The 13,727-nt window shown below is 42.0% G+C and carries 12 protein-coding genes; 10 read left to right on the top strand and 2 right to left on the bottom strand.

Annotated features, from left to right (window positions below; genetic code table 11):
* Nucleotides 1–76: 76 nt before the first annotated feature.
* Nucleotides 77–1,009, top strand: coding sequence for an IS481 family transposase (locus DW938_RS01670; protein ID WP_038671504.1), 933 nt, complete (start codon nucleotides 77–79; stop codon nucleotides 1,007–1,009).
* 54 nt (nucleotides 1,010–1,063) lie between these two features.
* Here DW938_RS01670 and DW938_RS01665 read toward each other — a convergent pair whose 3' ends face one another.
* Together DW938_RS01665 and DW938_RS01660 are read right to left on the bottom strand one after the other, a co-directional pair.
* On the bottom strand, nucleotides 1,064–3,301 hold the full coding sequence (locus DW938_RS01665) for a DNA topoisomerase (ATP-hydrolyzing) subunit A (protein ID WP_118123712.1): 2,238 nt from the start codon (nucleotides 3,299–3,301) through the stop codon (nucleotides 1,064–1,066).
* A 42-nt stretch (nucleotides 3,302–3,343) separates the two neighbouring features.
* Nucleotides 3,344–5,326, bottom strand: a complete 1,983-nt coding sequence (locus DW938_RS01660) for a toprim domain-containing protein (RefSeq protein WP_022287505.1) — start codon at nucleotides 5,324–5,326, stop codon at nucleotides 3,344–3,346.
* Nucleotides 5,327–5,537: 211 nt separating this feature from the next.
* Here DW938_RS01660 and DW938_RS01655 point away from each other — a divergent pair, with 211 nt between their 5' ends.
* The 9 genes from DW938_RS01655 (at nucleotide 5,538) to DW938_RS01615 (ending at nucleotide 13,721) form a co-directional block, all read left to right on the top strand.
* On the top strand, nucleotides 5,538–6,302 hold the full coding sequence (locus DW938_RS01655; RefSeq protein ID WP_118123711.1) for a hypothetical protein: 765 nt from the start codon (nucleotides 5,538–5,540) through the stop codon (nucleotides 6,300–6,302).
* A 217-nt stretch (nucleotides 6,303–6,519) separates the two neighbouring features.
* Nucleotides 6,520–7,002: a hypothetical protein gene (locus DW938_RS01650; RefSeq protein ID WP_117877751.1), complete on the top strand. Its 483-nt coding sequence runs from the start codon at nucleotides 6,520–6,522 to the stop codon at nucleotides 7,000–7,002.
* Nucleotides 7,003–7,012: 10 nt separating this feature from the next.
* Nucleotides 7,013–7,480, top strand: a complete 468-nt coding sequence (locus DW938_RS01645) for a hypothetical protein (protein ID WP_117877750.1) — start codon at nucleotides 7,013–7,015, stop codon at nucleotides 7,478–7,480.
* Nucleotides 7,480–7,686: a helix-turn-helix transcriptional regulator gene (locus tag DW938_RS01640; protein ID WP_117877749.1), complete on the top strand. Its 207-nt coding sequence runs from the start codon at nucleotides 7,480–7,482 to the stop codon at nucleotides 7,684–7,686. Before DW938_RS01645 ends, DW938_RS01640 begins: the two co-directional genes overlap by 1 nt.
* A 393-nt stretch (nucleotides 7,687–8,079) precedes the next feature.
* The gene (rplM, locus tag DW938_RS01635; protein ID WP_022287500.1) at nucleotides 8,080–8,508 is read left to right on the top strand and encodes a 50S ribosomal protein L13; all 429 of its coding nucleotides are present in this window, start codon (nucleotides 8,080–8,082) and stop codon (nucleotides 8,506–8,508) included.
* A gap of 16 nt (nucleotides 8,509–8,524) precedes the next feature.
* Nucleotides 8,525–8,926, top strand: a complete 402-nt coding sequence (rpsI, locus tag DW938_RS01630) for a 30S ribosomal protein S9 (protein ID WP_041337331.1) — start codon at nucleotides 8,525–8,527, stop codon at nucleotides 8,924–8,926.
* 192 nt (nucleotides 8,927–9,118) lie between these two features.
* The gene (locus DW938_RS01625) at nucleotides 9,119–10,225 is read left to right on the top strand and encodes an AAA family ATPase (protein WP_118123710.1); all 1,107 of its coding nucleotides are present in this window, start codon (nucleotides 9,119–9,121) and stop codon (nucleotides 10,223–10,225) included.
* Nucleotides 10,186–12,582 (top strand): DUF5682 family protein, encoded by a 2,397-nt coding sequence (locus DW938_RS01620; protein WP_118123709.1) that lies wholly within the window; start codon nucleotides 10,186–10,188, stop codon nucleotides 12,580–12,582. Before DW938_RS01625 ends, DW938_RS01620 begins: the two co-directional genes overlap by 40 nt.
* Nucleotides 12,579–13,721, top strand: a complete 1,143-nt coding sequence (locus tag DW938_RS01615) for a VWA domain-containing protein (protein WP_118123708.1) — start codon at nucleotides 12,579–12,581, stop codon at nucleotides 13,719–13,721. The genes DW938_RS01620 and DW938_RS01615 overlap by 4 nt, the downstream gene beginning before the upstream one ends.
* Nucleotides 13,722–13,727: the final 6 nt, after the last annotated feature.

Raw genomic sequence — 13,727 nt, 5'->3', positions numbered from 1 at the left:
AAAAGAGAGATAGACAAAAATCTGATAAAATAAAGTTACCACACCAAATTCAAATCAGAAAGGAAGCCTATCTCTCATGAATAGTATAACACAAGATATGAAGTTTCGTCAATCCTTAATGAATTACGCAAAGAAATATGGAGTGAGCCGAGCGAGCAGAAAATACAATAAATCACGTTCATATATATATTTCTGGCTGAAACGCTGGGACGGAAGTGTGGAGTCCCTTGCAGTTAAATCACGCCGACCGCATCATCATCCCAATGAGCATACCAAGGAAGAAATAGATCTTATCAAAAGGTATCACAAACGGAACCCGACACTTGAGCTTCCCGAACTATGGCATCGTCTCAGGAAACAAGGGTATACACGCTGTCTTGAAAGTCTTTACAGGGTTATGAAAAAACTAGGAATGCTTCCGAAAAAGCCGAAGAAAGCGACGTATAAACCAAAGCCATACGAGCAGATGACATACCCCGGAGAACGTGTTCAGGTGGACGTAAAGGTAGTTCCGAGAAAGTGTATAGCTGACCCAGAGATGAAGCTGTACCAATACACGGCGATCGATGAGTATACCAGGATAAGATTTTTATACGGATATGAGGAGCAAAGCACCTATTCTTCAGCAGACTTTGTAAAAAGGCTGGTGAAATGGTACAAACGCAGAGGAATAACGGTGAAATGTATTCAGACCGACAATGGATTTGAATTTACTAACCGCTTTTCGCCAAGCAAAAGAGACAAGAAAACGCTGTTTGAGAATACACTCTCACAACTTGGCATTGAACATAAACTCATTCGTCCATATACGCCTAGGCACAATGGCAAAGTAGAGCGCAGTCACCGAGAAGATCACAACAAATTCTATTCGTGCCATAGGTTTTATTCCTGCGACGACTTAAACGTGCAGCTAGCTGCACGTTTAAGTCGAACAAACAACCGTCCTATGCGTCCCCTCAAATGGTTTTCGCCTATCGAATTTCTTAATAATAGTGTCCAATATGATTGACAAACCTACACGCAAAACAGCGGACAGAAGTCTATCCGCTGTAAAAAACATATATCAGAAGTGCATCTGGTCAGGGTCTTCGATATCCTTTGCAAAACAGCCTGCAACAGGTATCGTTTTTCTGCGATATTTTGAAAGTCCTGCTGCTGTCTCATCGTCAACGATAAATGCCTTATCAACAACTGCATTCTTCGCTTTAAGTGTCATGACCTGAACGCCTATAGTATCTCTCGTGGACTTAGGCATAAGAAGCGCTGTATCAAATATCATTGCTCTGCCGTTAGTTGTGCGAAGCATTATCTCAGCGTTATCCTGCACAAAGAACATTCCCACAAGCTTAGCCTTTGCAGAATAAGCGTTGGCAAGCTTCTTTCTGTTGGTCTTTGTTTCATAGGCATTGAGCGGCACTTTTGCCACCTTTCCGTTTTCAAAACAGAATATCATATAGCCCGAATAATCCACAGTATTCACCATGGACACAACGCCCTCACAGTCATCAAAACCAAGCTTTGCAGGAATATAGTCGCCAAGAGAGCTTGCCTTTGTGTCGGCAAACTGCGATACCTTGGTCTTATACACAGCCGCCTTGTCCGAGAAGAACAGAAGCTCCGTTTTGTTGGTGCTTTCCATTTCCTGAAGCGGACCGTCGCCCTCTTTATACTTCTGCTCGCTTGCCATTCTCAGTGATTGCGGAGTACATTTCTTGAAATAACCGCTTTGAGATAGGAAAAGCTTGCAGGCGTAGTCAGGGATATCGTCCTCTATGTCTATCTCCTCGATATCAGTCTTATAATAGAACTGAGTTTTTCTTGGCTGACCATACTTCTTTGAAACTTCCTTTAATTCGGAAATGATGATATTCTTTATTTTTCTGTCGCTTCCAAGAATATCTTCAAGCTCTGCAATTGCTTTTTCAAGATCCTCAGTTTCGGCAGTTCTCTTGAGGATATATTCACGGTTAAGGTGTCTGAGCTTTATTTCAGCCACATAATCTGCCTGTATCTCGTCGATACCGAATCCAACCATAAGGTTAGGAACGACCTCTGTTTCTTCTTCCGTTTCTCTGATTATCTTTATAGCCTTGTCGATATCGAGAAGTATCTTTCCAAGACCTTTCAGAAGGTGGAGCTTGTCTTTCTTCTTTGCAAGGTCAAAGCTTGTTCTGCGTCGAACGCAATCCATTCTGAACGCTACCCATTCTTTAATTATATCATAAACGCCCATTATTCTTGGATAGCCGTGAACAAGTATATAGAAATTGCATGAATATGAGTCCTGAAGCGGCGTCAGCTTATAAAGCTTTTGCATAAGCCTGTCAGGGTCTACGCCCTTTTTGATATCTATACCTATTTTCAGACCGTTAATGTCCGTTTCATCACGGATATATGATACCTCTCTTATCTTGCCTGCCTTAACGAGAGCAATTATCTTCTCGATTATTGCTTCAACTGTGGTAGTGGCAGGTATCTCAACGATCTCAAGACACCTTGACTCCTTGTCATACTGATATTTTGCTCTCAGCTTTACAGAGCCTTTTCCTGTGCGGTATATCTTATCAAGCTCCTCCTCATCATAGAGAAGTGAAGCACCGCCCGGAAAGTCAGGTCCTTTCAGCGTTTCAAGAGCGTTGAAATCAGGATTTTTCATAAGTCCGATAGTTGTCTCGCAAACCTCGCTGAGATTGAACGGACAAACTGATGAAGCCATAGAAACGCCGATACCAACGTTGGCATTAACAAGTATTGACGGGTAAGTAGCAGGAAGCAAGGTCGGCTCTGTGGTGGTGTTATCATAGTTAGGAACAAAATCCACAGTGTCCTTGTCTATATCTCCGAAAAGCTCCTGACAAATAGGCATGAGCTTTGCCTCAGTGTATCGAGAGGCAGCATATGCCATATCTCTTGAATATGCCTTACCGAAGTTACCCTTGCTCATTACATATGGGTGCAAAAGCGCCTCATTGCCCTGAGAAAGTCTTACCATGGTTTCATATATAGCACCGTCGCCGTGAGGGTTGAGCCTCATGGTCGCACCAACGATATTGGCAGACTTTGTGAGCTTTCCGTTTAAAAGTCCCATTTTATACATGGTATAAAGCAGTTTTCTGTGTGAGGGCTTAAAGCCGTCTATCTCTGGGAACGCTCTTGATACCAAAACGCTCATGGCATATGGCATATAGTTCTTTTCAAGGGACATTGTTATCTTTTCGTCTGCAACAAGTCCTGCACCCTCGATATATGCGTTGTTATTTGGTTTAGCAGTCTTTTTAGGCTCTGCCTTTTTTCTTGCCATAAAATCTATCCTTTCTGCGCCGAATATATTTTCAGATGCAAATTATGAAATATCCGCCATATCAAGATAATCAACACCATTATTGGTGATGAAATCTTTTCTTCCCTGCAGATCGTCACCCAAGAGCATATCGAACATCCACTGTGTCTGCTCGATATCGTCAGGCTCTATCTTTATAAGACGTCTTGTGGCAGGGTCCATTGTCGTAAGGCTCATCATCTCAGCCTCGTTCTCGCCAAGACCTTTTGAACGCTGGATATCAAACTTTTTATTGCCTATCATTTTGAGTATCTTTGTCTTTTCATTCTCGTCATATGCAAAGTAAGTCTTGTCGGAAGTCGTTATCTCAAAGAGCGGTGACTCCGCAATATAAACATATCCTTTTTCAATAAGGGTCGGCACAAGTCTGTAAAGCATTGTGAGTATAAGCGTTCTGATATGGAAGCCGTCAACATCGGCATCAGTACAGATAACTATTTTGTTCCAACGTAGGTTGTCGAGATTGAACATAGATATCTCCTTGTTCTTGCCCGTTTTCACCTCAACGCCGCAGCCTATGACTTTTATAAGATCTGTGATTATCTCGTTCTTGAAAATCTTATCATAGTCGGCTTTAAGGCAGTTGAGTATCTTTCCTCTTACAGGGATAACAGCCTGAAACTCTGCATTTCTTGCCATTTTTACAGAACCGAGCGCCGAGTCGCCCTCCACGATATAAAGCTCACGCTGTGAAAGGTCTTTTGAACGGCAGTCAACGAATTTCTGCACCTGATTTGAAAGATCGATAGAACCTGCAAGCTTTTTCTTCAAGTCTATCCTTGACTTCTCAGCCTTTTCACGGCTTCTCTTGTTTACAAGAACCTGCTCTGCTATCTTTACCGCTTCGTCAGGATTTTCAATAAAGTATATCTCGAGATTGTGCTTCAAGAACTCTGTCATGCACTCCTTGATAAACTTGTTTGTAATAGCTTTCTTTGTCTGATTGGCATATGAAGTCTGTGTAGAAAACGAACTTGAAACAAGCACCAAGCAATCCTCGATATCCTGAAAAGTAATAGGCTTTTCGTTTTTCAGATACTTATTGTTGCTTTTGAGATAAGCATTTATCTGAGATGTGAAAGCACTCTTTACAGCGTCCTCCGGTGAGCCACCATGTTCCAGAAAGCTTGAATTGTGATAATATTCAAGACATTTTACCTGATTAGAGAAAGTGAACGCCACAGAAAGCTTTACCTTGTAATCGTCCTTGTCCTCACGGTCACGACCCTTGCGGTCGCCTGTGAAAAACTGCACCGAGGTCAGAGGCTTTTCACCTGCTATCTCTGCAACATAATCGGCGATACCATTCTCATAATAGAACGTCTTTTCTTCAAAAGAATTGTTCTCACGCTGTATACGCAGGATAAATGTGATATTAGGGTTTACTACAGCCTGCTTTTTCAGAACGTCCTCAAAATATTCGTTCTCAATTTTTATATCGGTGAAAACTTCAAGGTCAGGTCGCCAATGTGTCTTTGTACCTGTCTTTTTCTGCTTTGTTTCTTCTTTTTTAAGACCGCCGACGTTTCTTCCCTTTTCAAAGTGCAGGTCATACTTATATCCGTCACGGAAAACCTCGACGTCCATAAACTCAGATGAATACTGCGTCGCACAAGCACCTAGTCCGTTAAGACCCAACGAATATTCATAGTTATCTCCGCCGTTATTATTATACTTGCCACCTGCATAAAGCTCGCAGTAAACAAGCTCCCAGTTATATTTTTTCTCACGCTGGTTATAGTCAACAGGACAACCACGTCCGAAGTCTTCCACCTCGATAGAATCGTCATTGTACTTTGTAACGATTATCTTATCGCCATGACCATCACGAGCCTCATCTATAGAGTTTGAAAGAATTTCAAAAACAGAATGTTTACAGCCCTCAAGTCCGTCAGAGCCGAATATTACCGCAGGACGCTTTCTTACTCTGTCCTCCCCCTTAAGGGATACTATATCTTCATTTGTATATTCCTTTTTATTTGCCATTTCTCATTTCCTTTCTTACGGATCTGAAGAATTTTTTACATACAAACTATATTATAACACAAAGTCAACGATTTTGTAAATACATTAATTAAACATTTTTCAGAGCAAAGCCGAACATTTGTTTTGTTACTAATAAACAAAAACATAGGCTATTGATTATTTGAAAAAAATATTATATAATATAGGTAGCTTAAAAAAATCGGAGGAAAAAATGGATATTACGATAAATGCACCGCAGACCGAAAGCAACTCAAACTCTGCCAAAGCAATGTCCCTTAACAATGGGCTGATATGGTTCATATGCTTTGTTCCGCTTATTGGCTTGTTTCTTGAAAACTATGCAAACTCCGCCACTGCAGGAGCGTTCCTGTGGATACTTGTTCCGCTGTTCATGATAGGCTGTTCCATTGCAGATTGCAAACAGCTTATAAAGCATGGCATTGATGCTGCACACCTTTTCAAATGGGTATGGCTCACGCCTGTTTATGTATACAAACGTGAAAAGCTTTGCGGCAGAGAGCTTTATAAAGCAATAATGTGTGGATTTTTCATTATAGCTGCACTGTTCATGAATGGTTTTACGCAGAGCATAAAAATAGACAACGACTATATGCTCGTATCTGCACAGAACAGTTATGTACAGAGTCTTGACAACTTTTCGGGAAATTCATCAAATATAATCGGCGAGTGCATAGCTTCTTATCTGGGTGAGGACGCAAAGTGGGATTGCACAAAGAACGGTCACAACTACACAGTAACAGTAAAAGGCAAACATGGCTCTGATAACTACACCATTTCCTTTTTAATAGTATATGACGGCTTCACCTACAGAAAATTCACCATTTCAGACGTGATAAAAAATAAAGTATCACTCCGTGACGATGAATTTAGTGCTGTATGCAAAGAGATATTCACAGAAGATAAAAGCGACACCGACAGCAGCAATGAAGAAAGTTCAAATTCACAAACAGAATAATTTCATGAGCGGACTTTGTTCCGCTCTTTTTGTTGTCAGTGTACATAAATGTGTACTAGCAGATATGGCACGATTTGTGTATATGCACAAAGGTGATAAATTTGTCACTTTTCTATTGACTTTGCAAGGTAAAAGTGATATTATTGTCACATAAGGTGATAAATAAATCACCTTGTATATGCAGCTGTTTAAATCACAAATGAAAGAAGATGTAGAAATGAATGACAAAACGGAGATAAAAACAGACAAAATATCATACAAAAAGTATTACAGACAGATGGGTATTTTGGGCACGCTGGGTGGAGCGATGTGGATATTCTATTGGGTTATGGAAAAGGTGCTGCCTGCGATAAAGAAAGGGCACACACTTACCAATGTGATAAACCTTATCGTATCTTTGGGAACGCTTGTGCTGATCGCCGTATGCATAACAAAGATGATATCCACGGTCGGCAAAAGAGATACAAATGACGAGCTTACTCAGCAGACAACAGCAAAGGTCAATCAGACTTTTATAACGTTCCTGTTCACGATTGCCTGCCTGTTTATTTCAGTTATGACTTTGTTTTCCGATATTTTAGGAAGATTTAAGGTCACACTAAACGAATATGTTATAACAGGCTTGATATGGTTTTGCTATGCGGTGTACAATTTTATAGGGCTGTATTTTGAAAGTAAGTTCGATGATGACGAGAACTAGAGGAATAAAAATGAAAGCGAAAAAAGAAAAGAAAAAGATAACTCTGAGAGAATATCACAAAAAGCGTATGGTAACAGGAATTGCAATACTTGTCACAGAGATATTTGAAAACACGGTGGAGCATTACAAGCTTGATAATACAACTTGGGCGACGGTAATATTCGTTGTGTTGGCTGCCATGACGGCTTTATTTGCAGTAATATGGCTGTATGCAAGCTGTCAGAAAGTTGACAAAGAGGACGAAATGGCAAAAGAAAATATGCTCAAGGCACATCAAAGTATCACAAAAATGTTTTTGATAATATTAGCAGTGGCGATCTTTATATCAATGTTCTGGGACGGAAGTATAACCATAAAGATAAACAGCGACAGACTGTATCAGGTATGGTTTATATTTTGGTTCAGTTATATGACCCTTGAAAGCGGATTTTTCCTCCACCATGAGGGCAAACTCAGCACCGATGAGGAGGACGAGTAATGCCGGAGCTAAAAACGAAACTCAAGGAATACCGTGCCAAGCTTGACATGAAGCAGGGTGACCTTGCGGAAAAAGTTGGCGTCAGGCGTGAAACTATCATACGTCTTGAAAAAGGACAATACAATCCGTCCCTAAAGCTTGCAATGGATATTGCAAAGGTATTTGGTGTATCTGTAGAGGATATCTTCTCTTTTGATGATGAATAAAGCTGAAAATACAGTAAAGCAGACGGTTTGCAGGATTTTGGTGCAGAAGAAAAGCATATACTGAAAATGCAAATACAGACATATAAGCACATATTCTAACGTGAAAAGATAAATATTGAATATACGTTGCTTATGCAATGATTATCTTTAGTTTACGTCATATTACTGCGTATATTAGTGCAAAAGGCAAAAGTGAAATGAATTGTGAGAAATCGAGAGAAATGGAGCAAAATGAAGAGAATTAAAGAGAATGAGGGATATAAATTAAAAATTCGACGTTTTGACTATTGACAATCGTGAAAAGCTGTTGTATAATAGACAACGTTGTGAGTTCACAGGGCGAAAAATGCGGCTGTGAACAGACTTTTTAAAATTCTGAATGGAGGAAATAATATGTCAACTTATATGCCAAAAGCAGGCGACATTACTCGCACATGGTATATTCTCGACGCTGAAGGTCAGTCACTCGGTAGAGTTGCTGCTAAGGCTGCTCACATTCTTCGTGGCAAGCACAAGCCAACTTACGCACCACACGCTGACTGCGGCGACCATGTAATCATCATCAACACAGATAAGGCTGTTCTCACAGGCAAGAAGCTTGATCAGAAGTCTTACAAGTGGCACACAGGCTGGATCGGCGGTCTTAAGGAGATCAAGTATTCAGATATGATGGCTAATCAGTCAGACAGAGCTATGACAATTGCTGTTGAGGGTATGCTCCCTAACAACACACTTGGCAGAGCTGCTGCAAAGAGACTCAGAGTATACAAGGGTGCTGAGCATAACAATGCTGCTCAGAAGCCTGTTAAATACGAACTGTAAGGAAGGAGCAATTTAGATGTACGAATCAAAGCAGCCATATTTCTATGGCACAGGTAGAAGAAAACATTCTGTTGCCCGTGTTCGTGTTTACGAGGGTACAGGTAAGATCACAATCAACGGCAGAGACATTGACGATTACTTCGGTCTTGAGACACTCAAGCTCATCGTTCGTCAGCCATTTGCTGTAACAGATACAATGGATAAGTACGATATCGTTTGCACAGTAACAGGCGGTGGAGTAACAGGTCAGGCTGGTGCAATCAGACACGGTCTTTCAAGAGCTCTTCTTCAGGCTAGCGATGAGTTCAGACCTCTTCTCAAGAAGGAAGGCTTCCTCACTCGTGACCCGAGAATGAAGGAAAGAAAGAAGTACGGTCTCAAAGCCGCAAGACGTGCTCCACAGTTCTCAAAGAGATAATTTCATTCTCATTTATCAAACCGTTTCGCAGAAATGCGAAGCGGTTTTTTATACCCGATCCTAACTGTCAAAATGCACAACCAAAACATCTGTTCGTTGTCAATTTAGCTGAATATCCCCCTGCTTATTGTAAATAACAGCAAAATATGATATAATTATTACTGATAAATTAACTTTTAGGAGATAACTGCTATGACGAATGAATACATAAAACCGCCCGTTGAGATACGCTACAAAAATGAACTTGACGCCTTGAAAAGTGTTGATATTGGTAAAAAGCCTGAAAATTGGGTGCTGTCGCCAAAGGCAGTGCGAACATTTATATTAGGCGGAATCATCAAAACTGCCGATGGCAAAATGCAAATAAAGCGTAAATTCTATGGCAATGACGCACTTGTTGAGCGCTGTATAATCACCCTCGCCGGAAACCGTGGTCTTATGCTGGTGGGTGAACCAGGCACAGCAAAAACTATGCTCTCAGAGCTTCTCTCTGCTGCCTGCTGCGGCATAAGCACGAACACAGTTCAGGGTACGGCTGGAACTACCGAGGATATGATAAAATATAGCTGGAATTATGCCATGCTTCTTTCAAAAGGTCCGTGCCGTGAAGCCCTTGTGCCTGCTCCCCTGCTCATAGGCATGGAACAAGGCATTTTCGCACGATTTGAGGAAATAACTCGTACCCCTGCTGAGATCCAAGATAGCCTTATTTCTGTAATGAGCGACCAGATACTCAATATCCCCGAGCTTGAAAACGAAGGACTTGTTTTCGCCAAGCAAGGATTTAATATAATCGGTACTGCAAACACTCGTGATAAGGGCGTAAATGAAATGTCAGGTGCTTTGAAAAGACGTTTCAATTTTGAGACTGTCGAGCCTGTTCGTGACGTAAGGCTCGAAAAAGAGATCATTATCCGTGAAGCACAAGACCTTGCAAAAACAGGTCATATCGACCAGCCTATAGATACCGACGCTGCTGAACTTCTTGCTGTCACATATCATGAACTTCGTGAGGGCGTTACCTCAAAGGGAACAAAGCTTGAAAAACCAAACGCCGTTATGAGTACAGCCGAAGCTGTGTCCGTTTTCTATCAAACTATGAGCAGTGCATATTATTATGGTGACGGAAAAACTGATCTCAAAGAGCTTACACAGAATCTTTTAGGAGCAGTTTGTAAGGAAAACAAAGACGACCTTGAAAAGCTCAAAAGCTATTTCAGGATCGCTGTTAAGGAAAAAAGTGCAAGTGAGGGAGGCATATGGACAGAATATCTGGATACAGCCAAGTATCTGAAATAATACCTTTTGATTATTCTCAGCCATTTCTGCTTTTTCCTGTAAGACACCACAGCCCTGTCTGCTCGTGGCAGCTCATCAGAGCAATTAAAGAATATCAGCCCGATGTCATACTTATAGAGGGTCCTGAAAACGCCAATGATATGATAGGTGTGTTGACGGACGAGAGAACAAAACTCCCTGCGGCTTTCTATTATTACTACAAGGACAGAAAAAAGCTTATCAGTGATGAAGCCGAGGACTATAAATGCTACTACCCTTTTATCTATGCTTCACCTGAGTATAACGCTCTGAAAACAGCCGCAGCCATGGATATAGAAGCACGCTTTATAGAACTTCCCTACAGCGAGATACTTATTACCACAGCCGTAAATAAAGGCCTTCGCAGTAATAAGGACAAACACAGCTACACTGATGACAGCAGACTTATATACAGCAAATTCTGCAAAAAGCTTTGCGAGAAAACAGATCTAAGGACCTTTGAAGAGTTCTGGGAGAAGTATTTTGAGATAGAGGGACTCAGACTATCTGTACAAGATTTTGTACAGCAAATGTACACCTACTGCATTATCACACGAAAGGACGAAACAGAAGATGATCTTGCGGCAGACGGCACTCTTGCAAGAGAAAACCATATGGCTCTGCGTATCAAAGAAGCACTTAAAGATAACAAAAAAGTCCTTGCTGTAACAGGCGGATTCCACAGTTTGGGACTTTATGAGCTTTTGAAAAGTGATAATATCCAAAAAGAAAAGCTTCACAAGCTCTCTCAAAAAGATGAGGGCTGTTTCCCCGTAGCCTATTCTTATGAAGCAGCAGACGCTCTCAGTGGATATGCCTCTGGTATCCAGCGTCCTTATTTTTATGATTGCGTAATGAACAAGCTAATCCACTGCGATGACCCGGCAGGTGTTTACAGCGACACAGTTCTTGACCTGCTCATAGGCACAGTGAGAGCCTGTGATAAACATGATATCCCAGTGTCAATGGCTGACGCTTCCGCAGCGCAGTCTATGATGAGTGGACTTGCCGCACTTCGTGGCTGTCATGAATGTGGACTTTACGAGCTTGAGGACGCCATAACCTCGTCATTTATCAAGGGAGAGAAAACAATATCCTCAGCCCTGCCTATCGACCTTATGCACAAACTTGCCACAGGCGACAAGACAGGTCATATAGGTGATATAAACCACGTTCCTCCACTTATCGCTGATTTTGAAGAACAGTGTAAAAGGTTTCGACTTAAAATAAAAACAGTAACTCCTAATAAGACGGAAGTTTCACTTTTTACCACTGCAAACGGCATGGAACTAAGCAGATTTTTCCACAGAATGGTGTTTCTAGGCACAGACTTTGCCCAGCGAACAAAAGGACCTGATTTACATAGGCGAAAAGACAGAAGCCGTGTCCGTGAAGAATGGGTATACAAAAAAGTCCCTGCCACAGACGTTGCACTCATAGACCATACTGCCGACGGCTCCACCATTGAAGAAGCCTGCCGCACCTGTGCTTCAAGAACACTTCGCCATGAAAAGCACTGTGATGTTGCGGCGCATATCCTTGTGGACTGCTTCCAAATGGGCTTAGAACTCTCTGATAATGACAAAGCTTGTGCCGAGAACATTCTTAACTCAGACGGTGACTTTTTCTCTGTAGGCAGAGGTCTAAGGCATTTTATCACTCTTATGGAACTCCAACAGCTTTATAATACCGAGTTTTCCGCCGCAGAAAATTGTGCAAAGCGGTGCATGACAAGGATAATCACAGCACTGCCTGATATGGCGTCGGTGAAAGACGACCACATTGCAGAATGTGCAGCGATAATGTACGCAATGCAGAAAGCTGTAACTGACGGCTTTAGAGAATATCGTCAGGACTATGAAAACGCCCTGCTTTCCCTCTGCGGCAAATCTGATAAAGACCCATTTGTTTACGGCACAGCACTTGGCATACTTTACGCCTTTGACCCCCACTGCCGCAAGCTTGCTGAACAGGCAATGTCAAGCTATCTCAAAGGCGACAGGAATGTTCAGATACAAGGAGCGGAGTTTCTTCACGGACTTTTCAATGCCGCCCGTGATATCATCATGACAGACGATTCTTTCATCAGAATGACAGACACGCTTATCTGCGGACTTGACTATGACGATTTTATAGAGATACTTCCCTCCATGAAGCTTGCTTTCAGTTGTTTCACCCCCTATGAAATACAGCAAACAGCCACCGCTGTCGCAAAGCTTTATGACGCTGACAGTGCTGAGCTACTTGTGGAAAAACCTATGAACGAAAGACTATACAGCTTCGGTGTGGAAATAGATAAAGATATAGTCAAACTTTTGTCTGAGGAGGAAAAGACATGACAGATGAAAACAAAGCCATATCCATCAACCGCTGGCGGCTCGTGCTGGGCGGAATGTCTGACAAAAGCCTTTCCTTTACCGGTGACAAAGCAGAGATAATAACGTTTCAGGATATGGAAAAGCTACTCGATTATCTCTATAGCCGTGCGCAAGGTGACGATGTAAGGAACGAGAACAGCAGGCAAGGCGGTCAGGGTGGCAGTGTGCTAAACGCCGCAGAATGGATAACAAAAGTCAGAACGCTTTTTCCAAAGCAGACCGCCGATGTGCTTGAACGTCAAGCTTTGGAAAGGTTCAACATGACCGAGCTTCTTACCGATAAAAAGGTTCTTGAAGAAATGAAGCCTGATATAGCGCTGCTTAAAACTATCATTCAGCTCAAACATCTCATGAACGGCGAGGTGTTGCAGGCGGCTGTAAAAATAGCAAAACAGGTGGCAGACGATATCAAACAAAAGCTTGATATGACCATAAAGCGAAGCCTTACAGGCAGGCTTGATAAAAACACATCGTCAGTTATGAAATGCTCTGCAAACCTCGATTTCAAAAAGACTATCCGCCGAAACCTGAAAAACTATGACAAAGCAAGCAACCAGCTTATACTGAAAGATATCTATTTCAGTGGACGTGTGAAAAAGCATAACAAAAAGCGCATTATCATAGCCATAGACGAAAGCGGTTCAATGCTCGGTTCAGTCATCTATAGTGCAGTAATGGCGCAGATAATTTCCGAACTGCCATTTGCAGAGGTGAAGCTCGTCATATTTGATACAAGCATCGTTGACCTCTCAGACCATGCAGACGACCCTGCTCAGACAATAATGAGCGTTCAGCTTGGGGGAGGAACGGATATTGTAAAAGCCCTTACCTACTGCGAAAGCCTTATCGTTACGCCACGTGACACTTGCGTTATCGTGGTAACAGACCTCTACGAGGGTGGCAGTGAAGCACAGCTTATGAACGTCAGCAAAAATATAATCACAAGCGGCGCACATCTCTCATTCCTTACCGCCCTTGATGAAAATGCCGACCCTGCTTATGACAAGGCGACAGGTCAGAAGCTTGCAGATATGGACTCATTCGTTGGCTGTCTTACCCCTGATAAGCTTGGGGATTACATTGGAAAAATATTTGCATAGGAGATG

The organism is Ruminococcus sp. AM43-6 (assembly GCF_003461785.1).
Classification (GTDB): Bacteria; Bacillota; Clostridia; order Oscillospirales; family Ruminococcaceae; genus Hominimerdicola; species Hominimerdicola aceti.
Note: the sequence above shows the minus strand (reverse complement) of the source record. Positions and strands in the feature narration are given on the sequence as shown.

What these genes read in the sequence shown, in the direction of transcription:
- DW938_RS01615 (WP_118123708.1), top strand. Translation starts at nt 12,579, where the DNA reads ATGACAGATGAAAACAAAGCCATATCCATCAACCGCTGGCGGCTCGTG.
- DW938_RS01645 (WP_117877750.1), top strand. Translation starts at nt 7,013, where the DNA reads ATGAAAGCGAAAAAAGAAAAGAAAAAGATAACTCTGAGAGAATATCAC.
- DW938_RS01655 (WP_118123711.1), top strand. Translation starts at nt 5,538, where the DNA reads ATGGATATTACGATAAATGCACCGCAGACCGAAAGCAACTCAAACTCT.
- DW938_RS01650 (WP_117877751.1), top strand. Translation starts at nt 6,520, where the DNA reads ATGAATGACAAAACGGAGATAAAAACAGACAAAATATCATACAAAAAG.
- DW938_RS01670 (WP_038671504.1), top strand. Translation starts at nt 77, where the DNA reads ATGAATAGTATAACACAAGATATGAAGTTTCGTCAATCCTTAATGAAT.
- DW938_RS01625 (WP_118123710.1), top strand. Translation starts at nt 9,119, where the DNA reads ATGACGAATGAATACATAAAACCGCCCGTTGAGATACGCTACAAAAAT.
- DW938_RS01665 (WP_118123712.1), bottom strand. Translation starts at nt 3,301, where the DNA reads ATGGCAAGAAAAAAGGCAGAGCCTAAAAAGACTGCTAAACCAAATAAC.
- DW938_RS01640 (WP_117877749.1), top strand. Translation starts at nt 7,480, where the DNA reads ATGCCGGAGCTAAAAACGAAACTCAAGGAATACCGTGCCAAGCTTGAC.
- DW938_RS01620 (WP_118123709.1), top strand. Translation starts at nt 10,186, where the DNA reads ATGGACAGAATATCTGGATACAGCCAAGTATCTGAAATAATACCTTTT.
- rpsI (WP_041337331.1), top strand. Translation starts at nt 8,525, where the DNA reads ATGTACGAATCAAAGCAGCCATATTTCTATGGCACAGGTAGAAGAAAA.
- rplM (WP_022287500.1), top strand. Translation starts at nt 8,080, where the DNA reads ATGTCAACTTATATGCCAAAAGCAGGCGACATTACTCGCACATGGTAT.
- DW938_RS01660 (WP_022287505.1), bottom strand. Translation starts at nt 5,326, where the DNA reads ATGGCAAATAAAAAGGAATATACAAATGAAGATATAGTATCCCTTAAG.